At 33.2% G+C, this 18164-nt stretch carries 18 protein-coding genes; 11 read left to right on the forward strand and 7 right to left on the reverse strand.

Going from position 1 to position 18164, the window contains the following annotated elements:
• Positions 1–12: 12 nt before the first annotated feature.
• Both AC1Q7L_RS16975 and AC1Q7L_RS16980 read right to left on the reverse strand, forming a co-directional pair.
• Entirely contained in the window at positions 13–456 is a 444-nt protein-coding gene (locus AC1Q7L_RS16975) for a hypothetical protein (RefSeq protein WP_492307224.1), read from the reverse strand.
• Entirely contained in the window at positions 456–1583 is a 1128-nt protein-coding gene (locus tag AC1Q7L_RS16980) for a DegT/DnrJ/EryC1/StrS family aminotransferase (RefSeq protein WP_492307223.1), read from the reverse strand. The genes AC1Q7L_RS16975 and AC1Q7L_RS16980 overlap by 1 nt, the downstream gene beginning before the upstream one ends.
• Positions 1584–1669: 86 nt before the next feature.
• On the opposite strand from AC1Q7L_RS16980, the gene AC1Q7L_RS16985 reads away from it, so the two are divergent.
• The gene (locus AC1Q7L_RS16985; RefSeq protein ID WP_492307222.1) at positions 1670–3283 is read left to right on the forward strand and encodes a S8/S53 family peptidase; all 1614 of its coding nucleotides are present in this window, start codon (positions 1670–1672) and stop codon (positions 3281–3283) included.
• A gap of 39 nt (positions 3284–3322) precedes the next feature.
• On the opposite strand, the gene AC1Q7L_RS16990 is transcribed toward AC1Q7L_RS16985, so the two are convergent.
• Together AC1Q7L_RS16990 and AC1Q7L_RS16995 are read right to left on the reverse strand one after the other, a co-directional pair.
• Complete coding sequence (locus AC1Q7L_RS16990; RefSeq protein ID WP_492307221.1) at positions 3323–4237, reverse strand: hypothetical protein; 915 nt, start codon at positions 4235–4237, stop codon at positions 3323–3325.
• A 358-nt stretch (positions 4238–4595) separates the two neighbouring features.
• A complete protein-coding gene (locus tag AC1Q7L_RS16995) occupies positions 4596–7130 on the reverse strand; it encodes a phosphoenolpyruvate carboxylase (RefSeq protein ID WP_492307220.1) in 2535 nt (844 codons plus the stop codon).
• Positions 7131–7251: 121 nt separating this feature from the next.
• On the opposite strand from AC1Q7L_RS16995, the gene AC1Q7L_RS17000 reads away from it, so the two are divergent.
• The 10 genes from AC1Q7L_RS17000 (at position 7252) to AC1Q7L_RS17045 (ending at position 14350) form a co-directional block, all read left to right on the forward strand.
• Positions 7252–7701 carry an SLATT domain-containing protein gene (locus AC1Q7L_RS17000; protein ID WP_410694275.1) on the forward strand — a complete coding sequence of 150 codons (450 nt, stop codon included), beginning with the start codon at positions 7252–7254 and terminating at the stop codon, positions 7699–7701.
• Positions 7702–7766: 65 nt separating this feature from the next.
• Positions 7767–8426: a hypothetical protein gene (locus AC1Q7L_RS17005; protein ID WP_492307219.1), complete on the forward strand. Its 660-nt coding sequence runs from the start codon at positions 7767–7769 to the stop codon at positions 8424–8426.
• A gap of 148 nt (positions 8427–8574) precedes the next feature.
• Positions 8575–8919 carry a hypothetical protein gene (locus AC1Q7L_RS17010; RefSeq protein ID WP_492307218.1) on the forward strand — a complete coding sequence of 115 codons (345 nt, stop codon included), beginning with the start codon at positions 8575–8577 and terminating at the stop codon, positions 8917–8919.
• Between the two features lie 53 nt (positions 8920–8972).
• Positions 8973–9377 carry a putative periplasmic lipoprotein gene (locus AC1Q7L_RS17015; RefSeq protein WP_492307217.1) on the forward strand — a complete coding sequence of 135 codons (405 nt, stop codon included), beginning with the start codon at positions 8973–8975 and terminating at the stop codon, positions 9375–9377.
• Positions 9378–9440: 63 nt separating this feature from the next.
• A complete protein-coding gene (locus AC1Q7L_RS17020; RefSeq protein WP_492307216.1) occupies positions 9441–10022 on the forward strand; it encodes a hypothetical protein in 582 nt (193 codons plus the stop codon).
• A 274-nt stretch (positions 10023–10296) separates the two neighbouring features.
• Complete coding sequence (locus tag AC1Q7L_RS17025) at positions 10297–11460, forward strand: iron-containing alcohol dehydrogenase (RefSeq protein ID WP_492307215.1); 1164 nt, start codon at positions 10297–10299, stop codon at positions 11458–11460.
• Between the two features lie 172 nt (positions 11461–11632).
• Positions 11633–12103, forward strand: coding sequence for a lipocalin-like domain-containing protein (locus tag AC1Q7L_RS17030; protein WP_492307214.1), 471 nt, complete (start codon positions 11633–11635; stop codon positions 12101–12103).
• A gap of 71 nt (positions 12104–12174) precedes the next feature.
• Positions 12175–12831, forward strand: coding sequence for a GDSL-type esterase/lipase family protein (locus tag AC1Q7L_RS17035; RefSeq protein ID WP_492307213.1), 657 nt, complete (start codon positions 12175–12177; stop codon positions 12829–12831).
• A gap of 9 nt (positions 12832–12840) precedes the next feature.
• The gene (locus AC1Q7L_RS17040) at positions 12841–13803 is read left to right on the forward strand and encodes a tetratricopeptide repeat protein (protein WP_492307212.1); all 963 of its coding nucleotides are present in this window, start codon (positions 12841–12843) and stop codon (positions 13801–13803) included.
• Positions 13804–13915: 112 nt separating this feature from the next.
• On the forward strand, positions 13916–14350 hold the full coding sequence (locus AC1Q7L_RS17045; protein ID WP_492307211.1) for a lipocalin family protein: 435 nt from the start codon (positions 13916–13918) through the stop codon (positions 14348–14350).
• Between the two features lie 35 nt (positions 14351–14385).
• Here the strand turns inward: AC1Q7L_RS17045 and AC1Q7L_RS17050 are convergent, their stop codons facing one another.
• The 3 genes from AC1Q7L_RS17050 to AC1Q7L_RS17060 form a co-directional block, all read right to left on the reverse strand.
• Positions 14386–15738 (reverse strand): DEAD/DEAH box helicase, encoded by a 1353-nt coding sequence (locus AC1Q7L_RS17050; RefSeq protein ID WP_492307210.1) that lies wholly within the window; start codon positions 15736–15738, stop codon positions 14386–14388.
• 140 nt (positions 15739–15878) lie between these two features.
• Complete coding sequence (locus AC1Q7L_RS17055) at positions 15879–16379, reverse strand: hypothetical protein (RefSeq protein WP_492307209.1); 501 nt, start codon at positions 16377–16379, stop codon at positions 15879–15881.
• 108 nt (positions 16380–16487) lie between these two features.
• Positions 16488–18137 (reverse strand): ABC1 kinase family protein, encoded by a 1650-nt coding sequence (locus tag AC1Q7L_RS17060; protein ID WP_492307208.1) that lies wholly within the window; start codon positions 18135–18137, stop codon positions 16488–16490.
• Positions 18138–18164: the final 27 nt, after the last annotated feature.

The following is an 18164-nucleotide window of genomic DNA, read 5'->3' on the forward strand; positions in this document are numbered from 1 at the left end:
TAATTATTTTTTTTAATCATTGTGTTTTCCTATTTCTTCTATTTCTAAAGAAGCTGAATTATCTATAAACTTATATTTTCTAATTAAAATATATAATCCAAATAAAATTAGATAACAAATTGGCACTAAAATATAATCAATTGGATCCTTTCCAAAATGCTTTTTAATAAAGATTGATTCGAAAACTCCAAATGTAAATGTTATTGCTATTAAAATTATCGAATATGAAAAGATTTTAATTGATTGTTTATTTTTTGTAATTAAACAAAATAAAGATATCATTGATAGTATTCCAATCAAAATTATAGACGTGGAATAAATAAAATCTCTTTTATTTAAAAATGAATTTGTAGCTATTCTATTTAGAGACGCAAAACCAAATATAATTGAAAATGCAAGATTTATTAAAATTGCAATCCAATAAATAATCTTATATCTAAAAACTTTTCTTTTCATTAATTACCCATAAATTCCAACACAGCATCCGTAATATACTTCAACTGCTCTTCATCCAATTCTGTATGCATCGGAAGAGAAATTACCTGATCCAAAAGCTTATCCGTATTCACAAAATCAGCATCATTACTTTCCTGATAGTATGCTTTTTGTTTTCTCAAAGCTACAGGATAATAGATCATTGCCGGAATTTCTTTTTCAGTTAAGAATTTTTGAAGATCGTTACGTTTACCATTCAAAATTCTTAATGTATATTGGTGAAATACGTGAGTAGAGTTTTCTGCTCTTTTTGGAGTTAAAATATTTTCGTTTCCGGCAAAAGCTTCATCATAATAATCAGCAGCTTTTCTTCTTGACTCGTTGTAAGTATCCAAATGAGGAAGTTTTTTTCTTAAAACTGCCGCCTGAATACTGTCCAAACGAGAATTAACTCCAACCTCATCATGGTAGTATCTTTCGTACATTCCGTGGTTAACGATTCCTCTTAAACGATGTGCTAAATCGTCATTATTAGTGCAAATTGCACCACCATCTCCGTAACATCCAAGGTTTTTCGAAGGGAAGAATGAAGTTGTTCCTACCGTAGACATTGTTCCCGCCTGTTTTACCGTTCCGTCCGAGAAAGTAAATTCTGCACCGATTGCCTGTGCGTTGTCTTCAATGACATATAAATTATGCTCTTCAGCAATTTTTAAAATCTCCTCCATATTCGCACACTGTCCGAAAATATGTACAGGAATGATCGCTTTTGTTTTTGGAGTGATCGCTTTTCTGATCGCTTCTGTTGAAATCGTGAATGTATCGTAATCTACATCTACCAAAACAGATTTAAGTTTAAGCAAATGAATAACTTCCACAGTTGCTGCAAAAGTAAAATCAGCAGTGATAATCTCATCCCCTTCTTTTAGGTCTAAGGCCATCAAAGCAATCTGTAAAGCATCTGTTCCGTTTGCACACGGAATCACATGATTTACTTCTAAATAAGACTCCAATTCATTCTGGAAAGACTTTACCTCAGGGCCGTTGATGAAGGCCGCCGAATCCATTACATTTAAAACTGCATTATCTACATCATTCTTTATTTTGTAATACTGACTTTGTAAGTCAACCATCTGAATTCTTTTCATAAATAAATATTTGTGTAAAAATAAGGAATTTAAAATCCTGTCAAAAATTTTATTGATTTTGTTTTATCTTTATACAAAATAAATACATGAAAAAACTTTTACTCTTTTGTATCTTAACGGGTTACTCGGCCGTTTCCGCACAAACACAGCTTGTTTTTGTTTATTTTAATGATAAACCGAACAAGACTGCATTTTACGCCAATCCGCTATCAGAACTGTCCCAAAAGTCTCTCAACAGACGTACAGCATTAGGAATCTTATTGAATGATCAGGATGCTCCGATTGAACAATCTTACATTCAAAACATTCAGAATCTGGGATTTACCGTTACCGATTATTCGAAATGGCTGAATGGGGTTGCCGTAAATGCTACTCCGGCACAAATCATTACGCTTCAGGCTCAGCCTTATGTTGGCTCAGTGGAAAGTTTTGCCAGAAATTCGTCCGGCGTTCCCAAAACTTCGAATGTTGATAAATGGGCAGATTTTAATTCCAATTATTCAACCAGCAAAACATTAACAACTTTTGATTATGGTTCTGGTTCAGACCAAATTGATCAGATCAATTTAAGACAACTTCACCTTGCAGGTTATACAGGAACGGGAGTTACCATTGCTGTGATCGACAGTGGTTTTCCGACCGTGAATACAGGTTCTGCCTTCGCAAGATTATGGACAAATAATCAGATCAAAGGCGGATATGATTTCGCTGCAAAAAGTACAGACATTTACAATCCTTCATTAAACGCACATGGAACTGTAGTTTTGGGAGCTATCGGAGGATTTATTCAAAATACTTTTGTTGGCTCTGCTCCGGATGCTGATTTTTATTTATATCGAAGCGAAAATGCAACCGTTGAAATTCCTGAAGAGGAACTCTATTGGATCGAAGCCGCTGAAGAAGCCGACAGAAAAGGAGTTGACGTTATTACAACTTCATTGGGTTACAATACATTCGATGATTCGAGATACAATTATACCTATGCAAATATGAACGGAACCACTTCTTTCATCGCTAGAGGTTCTGAAATTGCCGTTAATAAAGGAATTTTTCTTCTTGTAGCAGCAGGAAACTCGGGACAACAACCGTGGCATTATATCATAACGCCTGCTGATAATGCTAAAGTTTTCACGATTGGATCGGTTGATTCTGCAGGAGCTTCTTCCGGTTTTTCATCTTACGGTCCCAATTCTGCTGGTGTTGTAAAACCAGATGGAAGCACAAGAGGAAGCGGATCTTTTACTGTTAATAACAATTCATTAACCACAGTTTCCGGAACTTCAATTGCAACACCGATTGCTGCGGGAGGAGTTGCTTGTTTGGTTCAGGCTTTTCCAACAATGAACAGAGATTTGATGAGGAATAAATTAAGACAAACCGCTTCATTATCTCCAAGTCACACCGATCAAATGGGATTTGGAATTCTAAATTTTGGAAGTTTCTACAACGGAACATTAAATACCTCCGAAATTGTAAAACAAAAACAAGTTGCTATTTTCCCAAATCCTGTGAAAAGCATCCTGAATATTGCTACAGAAAGCAATGTCTTATCTTTGGAAGTGTATGATAATTTAGGAAGATTGATTACTAAAAATAACAATCAAAAATCTATTAAAGTTGAAGATTTTGCAAAAGGAACTTATTATCTGAAAATTCAGACGAAGGATAAGGCTTATTATGAGAAATTTATCAAGGAATAATTGAAAAAAGAGCTGCCTAACAAATTAAGCAGCTCTTTTTTATTTTTTAAAATGTTTTAAAATCCAATTCAGGCATTCCTCGGAATCCATGATGCTCCAGGAGTGTGGATGTCTAAAACCTTCAGGTCGTATTCCTCTGTCATTAACAATCACTAAATCTGCATTTTTATGCCCTTTAAGTTTTAACAAATTCATCATTGCAGTAATGCTGATACAGTTGGTGTCGTACAAATCTCTTCCTCGGTTATTCATCTGCCACATAATTCCAGGCTCTGTATAAATGAGCAACGGAATATTCATTAAATATTTTGCATTTCCACCATCTTTTTCGCTGTACAAAAACATAGACTCTTTGATATAATTTTCCTTATTTTTATCTGGATATCCAATGGCATCAACCATTTCTTTGCTGAAATATTTAGCTTCATTCACGGCTGCCTCAGAAAAATTTCTTTCTATATCTCTATTCAGTTGATAATACATTTTTTCGTAATCAAGTGGCGGATCCAGTGCAAAAACCGCACTTGGTATAAAATAAGTATTTTTATCTCTCACCGACATTTCAGCATATTTTATTCCTAGCATTCCACCGTAAGAAAGTCCTCCGATTGCAATGTTGTCTTTTGAAATTTTATGTTTTTCAACAACGTCTTTTGCAATTCTGTCTAAGAATTTCTGTTCAATAGTCATTGTAAAATTACCGTCTTCAAATCCGGGAAATAAGACGATCAAATTTTTATCAAAAGCCAACTCATCCAAATAAATCTGATTCATCACTCTTTCCGGTGTTTCTCCTCCACCCGGTAAAACAATGATCATTCCGACAGGTTTTCCTTCGGGTAGAATTTTATAATAAAAATTTTCAGTGTCTTTAAAAGTTATTTTTTCAGGTTTCTGAGAAAACACTTGAACAAAAAAAGAAATAAAAAAGACTATTAAAAATTTAAGCTTCATCTGATATTAGTTTTAGTTGATAAAAAACTACCCGAAAAACGAATAGTTGAAATAGGAAACGGTCAATTTTATTTTTTATTTTATTCTAATTTTTTATTTTAAAGGCTTCGACTCTATTCAGCCTGACACGTTACAAACTAAATGTTTAGTATTAGAAATGTCAGGCTGAGCGGAGCCGAAGCCTTTTTAAGTATAACTTTGAATCCAATATTTGTCATTTCGGAGGAATCTAACTCTTATAAAAAGTATGCGTAGAGAGATTCCACGCTGCACTTCGTTCCGCTCTGAATGACAACTTTATGTTTAAACTTAATATTCTTAACTTCTTAAAACAAACCTTAATGGTTCAAAATTTAATTTAAGCAGAGTTCCTACTCGCATTAATATTTCCAAACAGAGAACGCGTCACCAATTTTTCATAGGCTTCTTTATTACCTTCTCCTTTTTGAATTTTCATTAAAGCATATTGCTGAATACTCAATAATGGTAGAACAATTTTTTCACGAATTTTCACCGATTTTCTTGACAAAGGATCTTCTTCCTGAAGCAACTTAAAGCCTGTTAATTCCAGCATAATGTCTTTTGAAAGATTGTATTCTTCAAAAAGAACATTCCAGAACGCTCCGAATTTTGGATTGCTTTTAATATAATAGGTTAATGGGAAATAAGACTTATTCATACTCATCATCGAGTTCAAAACTAAAGTTTTAAAGAAGTCCGAACCTTTGTATAGATCTCTCACTTCTTCAAATCGTCCCTGCTTTTTCATTTCTTCCATCGCAAAACCGAAACCGAAGAATCCGGGAACGTTTTGTTTTAATTGAGACCATGATCCAACAAACGGAATAGCCCTAAGATCTTCAAACTTCAACTCACTGTCACCACCGCGTTTTGATGGACGGCTTCCGATATTGGTTTTACCGTAATATTCCAACGTACTCATTTCCTGCAAATATGGAACGAACATTGGATGAGCCTTTAGATCTGAATATTTTTTATAACTAATATCTGCCAGTTCAATGATTAGTTTTCTTTCTTTTTCGGTTAAATCTTTTTTAGAATTCTTGAAAACATCATTTTCAACTCCGGCCGTTAAAAGTTGTTCGAAATTGTATTTTGCCTGTTCTTTATTTCCAAAAATACTTGTGATCGTTTGTCCTTGAATCGTTAATTCAATCTTATTATTCGCAATTGTATTTCCTTGAGAAGCATAGAAATCGTGGGTTTTCCCGCCACCTCTTGCGGGAGGGCCGCCTCTACCGTCGAAGAACACTACTTTAATTCCGCTTTCTTCGGAAAGTTTGGTTAAAATTTCTTTGGCTTTATAAATTTCCCAGTTGGCTTTTAAATATCCACCGTCTTTTGTTCCGTCCGAGAAACCAAGCATGATCGTTTGCTGATTTCCTCTTTTTTCCAGATGCTTTTTGTAGATAGGATTTTGGTACAACTCACTCATTACATTTTCAGCATTGGCAAGACCTTCCATCGTTTCAAAAAGCGGAACAATATCCATGTTGATTTCTTCATCTTTGTAGCCACAAACTTTGAAAAAAGCATAGACATTCATCACATCTTTTACGGCATCAGAATTAGAAATAATATAGCGGTTCATTCCTCTGAATCCGTTCGCTTGTTGGATTCCTGTGATTTGGGAAACCGTCAGTAAAGTATCCTGAACAATTCCTTCAAAATCATCCGTATTTACTTTATCTGAAATTTGAATTAACTGATTGAATTTCTCATCATTTGTTGCATCAATATTTCCAAAAACCTTAGCGTGAACTTCATTAATTACCTGTTGATGAATTCTGCTATCCTGTCGAACATCCAACGTCGCAAAATGCGTCCCGAAAATCTTCACACGATCTCTGAAATTCAATAACAGCTCTAAAAATAAAGAATTATGATGTTCAACCAAGATTTTTTCGGCTTCATTAGCTCTCTTTAGAATATCTTCTGTTGTAATTTTTTCATTATTAAAAATCGCACCGTATAATTCGTCATTCAGTTTCTGTAAGACCTCTGAAACTCCCCTGAAACTCAATCTTCTTCTGATAAATTTCAAATGGCTGTAATATGATTTTAAAATAGCTGAACGAAGTTCTTCCGACACTCTTTTCGTAACATCTGCCGTAACGAAAGGATTTCCGTCTCTGTCACCGCCCGGCCAAAAACCAAGCTGAATAATATCTTCATGAAGGTGAAAATGACCGTTTCCGAAAGTGTTTCTGATCTTCGTAAACAGTTCACCAATCGTATCATAATACACATATCTCAAATATGAAATAATGCTCAACGCCTCATCGATCGGAGTCGGTTTTTCTTTATTAACGAAAGGTGTCTTTCCTAATTGTTGAAGTAAAGTATCAATATTTGTTACAGAATCGGTCGTAATTGCCGTTCTCAAATCCTGAATAATTCTCTGAACCGAGCTTGGATAAAACTGCGTTGGGTGCGCTGTAAAAACAACTTTTACGGTAAAATCTTTCAATTTCTCACGTACTTTTTCCAATTTATGATCCAGAAGTGAGCGTTCGAAAAGATTGGTTACTGTTCCGCTGTCACTTTCTGAATGCAGACTTGGAAAAGCAGCATCTTCGATACTGTCGAACAAAACGACCTGTCTTTCTATATATTGAATGATCTTGAAAAGCAATTCGAGTTTTTGCTCTTCCGACTGTAAATCTGTATGACTTGTAAAGAATTCTTCGACGATCTGTTCAGGTGTTTTTCCTGCTTCATAGCCGTTCTTACTTTCTTCATACAAAAACGGAAGCAACATCCCGATATTCGTCATTTTATCATAAGGCAGGCTCATAAATAATGAATTGTAGATCTGGAATTTATTTTCAACGATCTGCCTGAATTTTTCTGCGCGTTGGTCGTGTATCATATAACAAATGTAGGGGATTTTGGTTTGAATTCAAATGGTGTTTCTTTTAAAAATTTATTAATTATACATTTAATATCCTTTCTTGGAATTAATTCAATAACTTTATTTGAAACTATTTACCATGAAAGAAGACTCTATAATTGATCCTTTTTATCTTCAGATACAAAAGGAAATTAACCGGATTGAAAGAAAAGCTGATAGTTATATTTGGCTGTTTTACATTATCCGAATTACTCAAATTATTTTTGCAGGAATAATTACTGTTTTGGCAGGAATGTCAGAAATTAATGATCTCAGTGAAGCTAAAATTATTTTGATTTTAGGAGCTGTAACAACCGCCATTACGGCATTTGACACGTTGTTTCAAGTTGACAATAAGAAAAATACTTATAAGCTTGTTTTATTTGAGCTCAGAACAATCAGAGCCGAAATTGTTTATGAGTTTATGAAAGAAGGAAAAATTAATGATGAATTTAAAGCAACATTTTTGGGGAAATATCAAAAGGCTACTTCGTATGCCAGAGATCTTATTAGTACAGATATTGATAAAACTAAGGAAGTTAAAAAATAATTTTTTTTCTATGAGTTTCTGTTAATTGTGTTTAAAATATATCTTTGCAAAAATTTAAAAACACAATGAAATTCGGTATCATTTTCTATTCAATTTTAGGAATTTTGGCTTTATTAATAGGAGTCTATTTATTGCAATATTTTTTCATCCTTTCCATTATATTTTTTATTGGTGCATTTATCAATGGCGTTTTCATTTATAAAGAATATAATATTCACAAAAGTGATAAAATTGAATATGATGAAACTACACTCCCTGATGAAGTTATTGTTAAATATTCGCGTTCGGGAAGAATCATTACGATTTCTATGTATAGTATCTTTGTAATTCTGGGAATATTTTTTCTTTCTTGCATTATTATGAAATTGAATTTCATAACAGTGTTTATGGTTGCATTGTTAGCAGCATTTACGATTTATTTTATTGTAAAAGTTGTTTTAGAAATTAAGAAAATATCTAAAATCATGATTTCAATTAATGGAAAAGGTATTCAAGTAAAAGATAATCCAAGATATTTGTGGAGTGAAATCCAGCTTGAAAAAATTATTGTAAAACGTTTAGTAAGTCGTGAATCCAAACATGATTATAAGCCTGAAGTTAATTATTTATATTTTTTTCACAACAACGAAAAAATAGAAATTAACATTGATGATTTTGACATTACAGATTATCAGCTTTCACAGGTTTTAAAAATATTCAGAGTAAAATATAATAATCAACTTTAAATGAAATTAAAAATTAAAAACCCCATATCAATGGGCTTTATGTTTATCTTTAGTATAGTATGCATATCCCTTCCATTGCTTTTATAGTGGAAATTCAATGTTAGAAAAGAAGGAATATATTTGGTTTCTATACTTCAATTTAATTTTTATGTTCTTAATTATTTTCATGCTTAATAAAAGTTATTCTGAACTGATTCGTGCTGAAATAAGAGAAAAAAGACTTTTTTATCATAATTTTTTATTCATTAAAAAATCCGTTGAATTATCCCAAATCAATGGCTATAAAACAGGGCGAGACGATAATGGGAATAATTTGATAAGTTTATATAGCAATGAAAATAAGAGACTTTTTATTTTAAAAGATAATTATTACTCAAATATTCCCGAATTTGTAGAGAAACTACAAATTAATAATCTTGGAATAGAGTTTACTGTTTTTCAAAAAATAATTTTAAAACTTAAGGGGAAAAATAAAGACCAGAATTCTTTATAATTTTGAACACAACACATTAATCATTAATTTTACAAGTCACATAAATTAATCCAATGAAAAAAATATTCATATTCCTTTTAATGGCTTTTCTTTTTACAGCCTGTGGTGACGATTGCTATAATGCTCCTCAGCCGATAGCTTTTGAATTCGTTAATGCTGATGGTGAAAACCTGATCACGAATGGAACTCTTAACCCTTTTTCAATCAGTGACGAAAATCACATCGGAGTACAATTGACCAAAACGTCTGACGACAGGATCATTTTAGAAAATGTGGGCGCTTATAATGGTACAAAAAATTATACTTTTTATTCCAACCTTAAAATTTTTGATTTTTCAATACAATCGTCTGAATTTAAAGGAGGTTGTGATGGCTATCAAATCAATAAATTAACGTTTACTGGCGTTGGTATTGATGTAACAGATGAAAAAGGATATTATAAAATTGTTTTGGAATAAAAATAGCTAATAGTAAAATTGTGTCTGAGCATGGGTAAAATCCCATCCAGGAAAATAATAAGCATGAAAATTATTTTAATCATTTCTTTTCTATTACCGGGTCTATTCCTTTCCCAAAAAACGGTTTCCGAGGATTACAAAAAAATCCCCGAAATCCTCGACAGCACTGAGTTCCTCTACCCTTTCATCAAACCTGATACAAAATATCAATATTGGTCAGTTCTCCGCAACATTGAAGATCCTGATCCAGATAAATCTATCATTTACGAAAGTCAAATGCCCAACTTTATGACGCTCAATGATCCGGCGCCGGAAAAAGGTTTCTTTCAGCAATGCACGACCAATGACTGTTTTTCCTATATTTTAGCTTGTAAAAATGGCAAGACAGAATATTTTAATAATGAACAACAATTGAGAAATTTCATTGGATTTGTTGACAATTTACCGGAAGCGATTTTAATTGCAGAAACGTATGGTTTTAAGGTTGATACAAGTAATAAATTAGGAGGTTCTTATAAAATTGATGATCAATATATTTCGATGTATGTTTCTAAATCTAAAAATGATACGCAAAAAGAGTCTTTTTTCGTAAAAATCAATAGAAAAACGGGGAAATTGGAAGCGAAAAGTAATGGCGTATACTAATTTCCACCCTCTGTCATTCTGACGAAGGAAGAATCTAATATGTTTTAATTTGAACCACTAAGTTTGGATTAAGTAATTAAGAATATTAAGTTGAGATTCTTCACTACACTTCGTTTCGTTCTGAATGACAGTGTGTGTGTAGATTTGTGTGTAGACTATAAACACATCAAATTTCAATAGTTTTAATTAAACACAATCATAAGAATTTTAAAACTTCCTTAACTCAATTTTCACTTTGCATTGCGTAAATTTGGCTTAAATAAATTTAAGAACAATGCTTAATTTCGAGTTTAAAAATCCAACAAAAATACTTTTCGGGAAAGGCGAAATCGCTAAGATTTCAAAAGAAATTCCTAAAGACGCAAAAATATTAATGATTTACGGTGGCGGAAGCATCAAAAGCAACGGTGTTTACGATCAGGTACAAGAAGCTTTAAAAGGTTATGATGTTCATGAATTCGGTGGAGTTCCTGCCAATCCTGAATATGAAGTTTTGGTGGAAGCTTTAAAAGTTATCAAAGAAAAAAATATCACCTATCTTCTTGCTGTCGGTGGCGGTTCTGTGATTGACGGAACAAAATTCCTTTCTGCAGCAGCAAATTATGACGGCGAACCTTGGGAAATCCTTAAAAAACCTGTTAGAACTTTTGAAGGTGAAGGAATGCCTTTCGGTTCTATTTTGACATTGCCTGCAACAGGTTCTGAAATGAATTCGGGATACGTAATTTCAAGGAGAGAAACAAACGAAAAATTATCTTCAGGAGGTCCCGGGCTTTTCCCTGAATTTTCTGTTTTAGATCCGGAAGTGGTAAGATCTATTCCAAAAAGACAAATTGTTAACGGATTGACAGATGCTTATACTCACGTTCTAGAACAATATATGACCGCTCCATCTTCTGCTGATTTACAGGAAAGAATTGCAGAAAGTATCCTGATCAGTTTACAGGAAACTGCTCCAAAAGTCTTGTCTGATGATTTTAATTATGACGCGGCAGGAAACTTTATGTGGTGTTGTACAATGGCTTTGAACGGATTAATTCAGAAAGGAGTTATTACAGACTGGGCAGTTCATGCGATGGGACACGAATTGACAGCCTATTACGGAATTGATCATGCAAGAACATTAGCTGTAATCGCACCATCTCATTACCGTTATAATTTTGATTCTAAAAAAGGAAAATTAGCTCAATATGCAGAAAGAGTTTGGGGAATCAAAGACGGAACTGTTGAAGAAAAAGCTGAATTAGGAATTAAAAAAATGGAAGAATTCTTCCACAGCCTTGATATTAAAACTAAACTTTCAGAATATACAGAAGACTATAAAGGAACCGCAGAAAGAGTTGAAAAAGCCTTTACAGAAAGGAATTGGGTAGGTTTAGGTGAACACAAAAAACTGACTCCTCAGGATGCCTACAAAATTGTAGAAATGAGTTATTAATAAAGCTGGAAGCTGGGAGTTTGAAGAAAGGAAGAGTTTAAGTCTTCCGGCTTCTGACTTCCAGCTCCCAATTAAAATTCATTTATTTACAAACATTCGTTTAAAAAACCTTAATTTCATTATAAATATTTCAAATTTATTTATATTTTAGCATATTCTTAAATTTGTGATAATGAAAAAACAGCTACTTTTATTTGCCTTTTCCGCTTTGGCGCTTACTTCGCTTGCTTCTTGTGAAGATGATGATGTTCAAGCTTACGACTTAGACACCCTTCAAGGTGAATGGAAAGTCAGTAAATCAGAGATAATTTCAGGGAAAGACGGTAAAACTGTACTTGATACTTACAATCCTGCAGGATGTGAATTAAAAAATGTGACTTCGTTCAGTACTGATTATTCCACATCGTATACTTATTATGGTGGTGTAGGAGCTAATTGCCAGATCAGCGCACAAGAGCACGGTAAATATACCTATGATGCGGAAACTAAGGATATGGTAATAACGTACGACGACAATATTAAAGTAAAATATAAAGTAATCGTTCTTTCAAGCTCGGAGCTAAAACTAATGGATGTTCCTGGTGGTGGAGATTATAACGGAGATACAGTAAACGATCTTTATTATACTACTTATAAAAGATAAAACAAAAACTCTCGATTTTATCGGGAGTTTTTTATTAGAATGAATTTTAATTAACTAAAAATTATTAAAAAATGAAGAAGATGTTATCAGCATTCTTATTGCTGACCTTTGCCCTTTTCTTTTCACAGGAAAAAAAGCCGATGTATTGGCAGGACATTCAAAATTTCAAAAAATTAGATCAGGAAAATGCACCTCCAAAAGATGCTATTCTTTTAGTCGGAAGTTCATCTTTTACAAAATGGACTGATGTTGCCAATTATTTTCCCGATAAAATGATCATCAACAGAGGATTTGGAGGATCAAGATTAACGGATCTTAATTATTATTCTAATGATCTGCTTTCTCCTTATCAGCCAAAACAAATTATTGTTTACTGTGGTGAAAACGATTTCGCTGACAATCATAAATTAAAAGCGAAAGAAGTTGTTAATCGTTACAAAACGTTCTACAAAAAGATTCGAGAGAAATTCCCGAATATTGAAGTTGATTATATCTCCATAAAATACTCGCCAAGTAGAGAAAGTCTTTGGCCTCAAATGAAGGAAGCCAATAAAAAAATTGCTGCTTTTATGAAGAAAGAACCGAATGCAGAATTCATTGATATCACAAAAGCAATGGAAGACGCCAACGGAAATGCAAGGAAAGAGCTTTTTGTAGAAGATATGCTTCACATGACTCCGGAAGGCTATCAGATCTGGACGAAGGTGATGAATCCTTATATGAAATAATTTTCAACCATGATAAAAAAACGACTAACCATTTTAATTCCTATTTTCATTTGTTCTTTGATGTTTGCACAGAAAGACACCAAAAAGGAAGTATTGAAGGAACTTTCAGAAAAAGCTTGTCAATGTACAGATTCAATCAGAATACTTAATCGGAATAAAAAAGATATCCTAAAAGATGTGCATGGCTGTATCGACAAATATACAGGAGCATTACAAATTTCATCCCTTCTTTCAGGTGCCGAAGATTTAGCAAAGACCGCTCCTGAAGTGAATGGAAAAAAGCAAATAAATCTAAATTTCAATACTAGCAAAGACTCCAAGCAATATATAGACAGCTACAATGATATTGAACGATATCTGATGGGTAACTGCCAAAGTGTTAAAAATATTACAGAAACTTCTGAAACTAATGATGACGGATTTTCTAAAGATAAAGAAGCTATGGATTTTTATCATGAAGGACGAGAGCTAACGGAAAAAAAAGATTGGAAAGGAGCTATTGATAACTATGAAAAAGCAGTTAAAAAAGATCCTAAATTCATTTATGCATGGGATGCTTTAGGAATCAATTATAGAAGAAATGAGGAATTTGACAAAGCAATCTCTGCATATGAAAAATCATTGAAACTAGATCCGAAAGGAAAAATGGCTTTACAGAATATCCCAGTGGTATATATTTATAAAAAAGAATATCAAAAAGCAATTGATTCTTATATGAATCTTGATAAGGTATATCCCGGAGATCCTGAAGTATATTACGGAATTGGTAATGTATATTTTAACGCATTAAAAGATGATGAAAAGGCATTAGATTATATCTGTAAAGCTTACAGAATTTATAATGATCAAAAATCTCCTTACAGAACAGATGCAGAATCCATAATGTCATCTATTCATAAAAGCATGAAAGAAAAAGGCCAAACTGAAAAATTTAAAGAAATTCTGAAAAAGAATAACATGCAGTTTGATTAAACTAAAAGCTCCTGAACAAGGGGCTTTTTTAGTTTTAAACAATCAAGAAAATATTTTGAAATAATAAATATATTTTCATTTCTTTGTGGACTTTAAAAAAATTAAACTAACCATGAAGAAAATCTTATTTCTAGCTGTCTCGACGGCTTTTGTATTCAGCTCTTGTAGTAACAATGATGATGACGACAACTCAGTAAATATTGTCGGAGTATGGAAACCATCAAAAACCTTAAAAATTTCAGGAAGTAACGGGAATATAATCTCTACTGAAAATTCTTCTACCTGTAACAAAAAAAGTACTTATGATTTCAATGCAAACAATCAGTTAACGAGTCATATTTTTGAAGATGATTCAAATACCTGTACAGATTTCGGATCACAGACAGCGCCTTATTCTTATGATATGAACAATAAAAAGATCGTTATCGATGGAGATAGCTATGATGTAGCAAAGCATACTTCAAACGAAATTCAAATTGTTGTAGATTACGGACAATTTAATAGTGACAGCATTGAAGATCACATGATACTTGTTCTTACAAAATAAAAAAAGCAAGCTCCCAAAATTGGGAGCTTTTTCGTTTATTTCTTTCTTTTGGATTTTGAGATCGCTTTTTGCTGCGCTCTGTTGGCTCCAAATTTCTTAGGTTCTTTTCTTTTTGAAGGCCCACCCCAGTTTTCTTTTTTGTTTTTATCCTTTTTCTCATGGAAAGCTCCTCCTCCATCAAACAGTTTTGCATTTGCAGGATTTTTCATTAAGATCACATCTTCTTCTGAAATGATCTTTTTAGGATTAATTTTAACTCCTTCAGGGAAATCAACGAATTTTAATTCTCTGTCCATCAATAGTTCGATATCTAAAACAGGACGCTCTTCTTTTTTAGCAACAAAAGAAACAGCTTTACCGTCTTTATCTGCTCTACCCGTTCTACCGATTCTGTGAATATATTGTTCCGGAACCTCTGGAATCTCAAAGTTAATAACGTGAGTAATATTTGAAATATCTAAACCTCTTGCCATAACGTCAGTCGTGATCAAACCTCTGATTTCTTCATTTTCAAAGCGTTTCATCGCCTTCAATCTATAGTTTTGAGATTTATTTGAGTGAATTACATCAAACTGTTCAGGGAAAAGCTCATCAATTTTAGTAAATAATAAATCTGAATGCTTCTTATTATTAGCAAAAATCAAGACTTTAGACATATCTGCGTCTGATTTCAATAAATACTCCAACAAGTTGATCTTCGTATTGAAGTTTTCAACTTTATAAGCAGTCTGTTCAATTTTTTCAAGTGGAGTTCCGGATTTCGCCAATGAGATCTCGATTGGACCAGCAAAATACTGAGCCAGCATTTCATCCACAGCATCTGTCATCGTTGCAGAGAAAAGAATGTTTTGTCTCTTGTCTCTCATCATTTCGAAAATATGCGTTAACTGTGGTCTGAAACCTAAGTTAAGCATTTCATCAAACTCATCAATGATCAGTTTTTGAACTTCTTTAAGAGAAATAGCGTTATCAATCGCTAAATCCATAATCCTTCCCGGAGTTCCAACTAAAATATCACAGCCATTGTTAAATAAAAGCTTCTGCGTATTGATATTTTTTCCACCGTAAATTCCGATAACTCTTGCAGTAATATTTTCCGTTAATTTTTCAACAATTTCAGTTACCTGAACCACTAATTCTCTTGTAGGAACCAAAACAACAACCGTTGGATTTCCGGTTTTGTTATATTTCCAAGTTTTAAGAACAGGCAGCAGATAGGCTAATGTTTTTCCGGTACCCGTTTGTGCAATTCCCATCACGTCTCTTCCGGAAAGTATAGGTCCTATACTCTTTTCCTGAATAGGCGTTGGTTCAAACAATTCCAGGTCTGCTAAAACATCTAGAACTTTAACCGGTAAATCAAAATCTGCAAAAGTTATTTTATCCATTTTGCAAAGATAGGCAATTAATTTATTTATATATTAAGGATGGGAGTTGGAAGATGGATGTAGGAAGTTTAAAGCTTAATGTTAAATTTACATATTTACTAACTTCCATCTTCATGCTTCTAGCTTCAAGCCAAAAATTACTAAAGCTTAATACTTTTACTGATCACTTTAATATCGTCATCTTTCCAGACGCTAGTTGTAATAATTACATTTCCTTTCTTTTTGGGATCTTTTTTAATGGGGAATTTTTCGTCTTCCCATTGTGAACAATGCGTAGAAATAGGTGATACCAAAGGTTTCCAAATATTTTTGCTTAAAGTGTAGACATATAATGGATGCCAGCAACTTGTACACCAATTCGGGTAAAATCCGATGTCGTCTTTTCCGTCATTGTTTAAATCTTTGAGATTGTATAAAATTCCGTCCTTAGCGGGTGAAATCGTAAATGGTTTTATCTTTTTATCACTGAAATAAATGATGGTTTCGCATTTTCCGTCGCACTCATCACTGCAGTCGCTGACTTTGGTGTAGGCGTATTCTTTTGTTCCGTTTCCGTCATAATCGCCTAGAATGCCTTCGCTTTTTTGAGAGAAAACTAAGGAACTGAATAATGTAAGGAGGAATAAGGTTACTGTTTTCATGATTAGTTTTTAATTTTTTCTGTCATTCTGAACGAAACGAATGTGTAGTGAAGAATCTATTTTGAGATTGCTTCGTCACTTCGTTCCTCGCAATGACAAAATTGTGTTTTATTTTCGAGTTATTCTTAACAAAATAATGATAACCAATAAAATAGAAAAAATAAACCCTAACAAAGCAACCAATGATATCTCCCCGATTCTAGGGCCAGATTCTGAGACAAAAACAATCGCTGTTGCAATAATATTTGCTCCTAAAACCATGGCTAAAATCAAATTGACAATACTTGATTTGATGATTTGATTGGTTTTTTCAATATTCTTAATTTCACTTGAAACGGTGAATTTATTTTCATCTAATTTTTGAAGAACAGAACGAAGCTCTTTCGGAATTTCATCGATATTATCTGTGAAATTCATCATTTTATCCATTCCGTTTTTGAGGATGGTTTTTGGACTGATCTTTTTGGTGAGAATTTTTTTGGTATACGGATTAAGACTTTTAACGATATCCAGATCAGGGTTAATGGTTCGTCCTACCCCTTCAATCAAGCCAATTCCTTTGAATAAAAGATAGAAATAATCCGGCATATAGAGACGGTTATCTTTTAAGACGTCTTTCATTTTATTAATGATCGCCTGAGGATCAATTTCTTTTAAAGAAGTACTGTGAACGAAATTAAGAATATCGTCCACATCATTTTCGAATCTTCTTTCATCGGGAATCTCATAGCTTATCGCCATCTTTTTTAGAGATCTTACGATTTTATGAGCATTTTTCGCTACAAAGCTTACAATTAAACTTTCAAGGATTTCTTTATCATTCGGTTGAATTTTTCCTACGGCACCAAAATCAATGAAAACAACTTTACCGTCTTTTTTAACTAAAATATTTCCTGCGTGAGGATCAGCATGGAAAAATCCGTAATCCAAGATTTGAGATACAAATAGGCGCAACCCAACTTCGGATACTTTTACAGGATCTATATTGTTGGCTAAAAGTCCGGCTTTATCGGTTACTTTTATTCCATCAATGAATTCCATACAAAGGACGTTGTTGTTGCAAAATTCCTCGTAGATCTTCGGAACGTATGTCTCTTTATTATTTTTAAAGTTTCGGGCGAATTGCAGAATATTATTCTTTTCATTAATTAAAGAAACTTCCTCTAATAATGATCTTTCAAATGTTGAAATTGCCTGTTTCAGATTCAATTTTTCTCCTATTTCAGAGTATGATGAAATCAGTTTTTCGAGATCTTTTATTAACAGAAGGTCATCTTCGATAACGGTTTGAACATCGGCTTTTTTTATTTTTAAAATGACTTCATCGCCATTCAATAAAGTAGCTTTGTAGACCTGTGCGATTGAAGCTGTTGCCAATGGATGTTTCTGAACTTCAAGAAAATGATCATTAACCGAAATATTAAACTCGTTTTCAAGAATTTCATGTACATTCATTTCGACTGTATCTACCTTGTCCTGGAGTTTTTGAAGTTCCTGCACCAATTCCGGCGGAAGAAGGTCTTCCCTGTTGCTGAATGTCTGTCCAAGCTTCACAAAGGTGGGTCCAAGTTCTTCCAAAACGAGTCTTATCCTTTCATACACCGTTCCTTTTGAGATGATCTCGTCTGAATTTGAGGAATCTTCTTCCTGTTTGTTGTTCCCGTTCATTCTTGCGAGCATATCTTTAAATCCATATTTACTTAATACGGAAATTAATCTCGCGGATCTCTTAAATTTTCTTTGTTGCTTGTCGAACATAATCTATTTTCAATAAAAAATGGAGTT

It is taken from the genome of Chryseobacterium sp. GW823-FHT05E08 (genome assembly GCF_058795655.1).

Coding starts and splice junctions, on each gene's coding strand:
- AC1Q7L_RS16975 (WP_492307224.1), bottom strand. CDS start 456: ATGAAAAGAAAAGTTTTTAGATATAAGATTATTTATTGGATTGCAATT.
- AC1Q7L_RS16980 (WP_492307223.1), bottom strand. CDS start 1,583: ATGAAAAGAATTCAGATGGTTGACTTACAAAGTCAGTATTACAAAATA.
- AC1Q7L_RS16985 (WP_492307222.1), top strand. CDS start 1,670: ATGAAAAAACTTTTACTCTTTTGTATCTTAACGGGTTACTCGGCCGTT.
- AC1Q7L_RS16990 (WP_492307221.1), bottom strand. CDS start 4,237: ATGAAGCTTAAATTTTTAATAGTCTTTTTTATTTCTTTTTTTGTTCAA.
- AC1Q7L_RS16995 (WP_492307220.1), bottom strand. CDS start 7,130: ATGATACACGACCAACGCGCAGAAAAATTCAGGCAGATCGTTGAAAAT.
- AC1Q7L_RS17000 (WP_410694275.1), top strand. CDS start 7,252: ATGAAAGAAGACTCTATAATTGATCCTTTTTATCTTCAGATACAAAAG.
- AC1Q7L_RS17005 (WP_492307219.1), top strand. CDS start 7,767: ATGAAATTCGGTATCATTTTCTATTCAATTTTAGGAATTTTGGCTTTA.
- AC1Q7L_RS17010 (WP_492307218.1), top strand. CDS start 8,575: ATGTTCTTAATTATTTTCATGCTTAATAAAAGTTATTCTGAACTGATT.
- AC1Q7L_RS17015 (WP_492307217.1), top strand. CDS start 8,973: ATGAAAAAAATATTCATATTCCTTTTAATGGCTTTTCTTTTTACAGCC.
- AC1Q7L_RS17020 (WP_492307216.1), top strand. CDS start 9,441: ATGAAAATTATTTTAATCATTTCTTTTCTATTACCGGGTCTATTCCTT.
- AC1Q7L_RS17025 (WP_492307215.1), top strand. CDS start 10,297: ATGCTTAATTTCGAGTTTAAAAATCCAACAAAAATACTTTTCGGGAAA.
- AC1Q7L_RS17030 (WP_492307214.1), top strand. CDS start 11,633: ATGAAAAAACAGCTACTTTTATTTGCCTTTTCCGCTTTGGCGCTTACT.
- AC1Q7L_RS17035 (WP_492307213.1), top strand. CDS start 12,175: ATGAAGAAGATGTTATCAGCATTCTTATTGCTGACCTTTGCCCTTTTC.
- AC1Q7L_RS17040 (WP_492307212.1), top strand. CDS start 12,841: ATGATAAAAAAACGACTAACCATTTTAATTCCTATTTTCATTTGTTCT.
- AC1Q7L_RS17045 (WP_492307211.1), top strand. CDS start 13,916: ATGAAGAAAATCTTATTTCTAGCTGTCTCGACGGCTTTTGTATTCAGC.
- AC1Q7L_RS17050 (WP_492307210.1), bottom strand. CDS start 15,738: ATGGATAAAATAACTTTTGCAGATTTTGATTTACCGGTTAAAGTTCTA.
- AC1Q7L_RS17055 (WP_492307209.1), bottom strand. CDS start 16,379: ATGAAAACAGTAACCTTATTCCTCCTTACATTATTCAGTTCCTTAGTT.
- AC1Q7L_RS17060 (WP_492307208.1), bottom strand. CDS start 18,137: ATGTTCGACAAGCAACAAAGAAAATTTAAGAGATCCGCGAGATTAATT.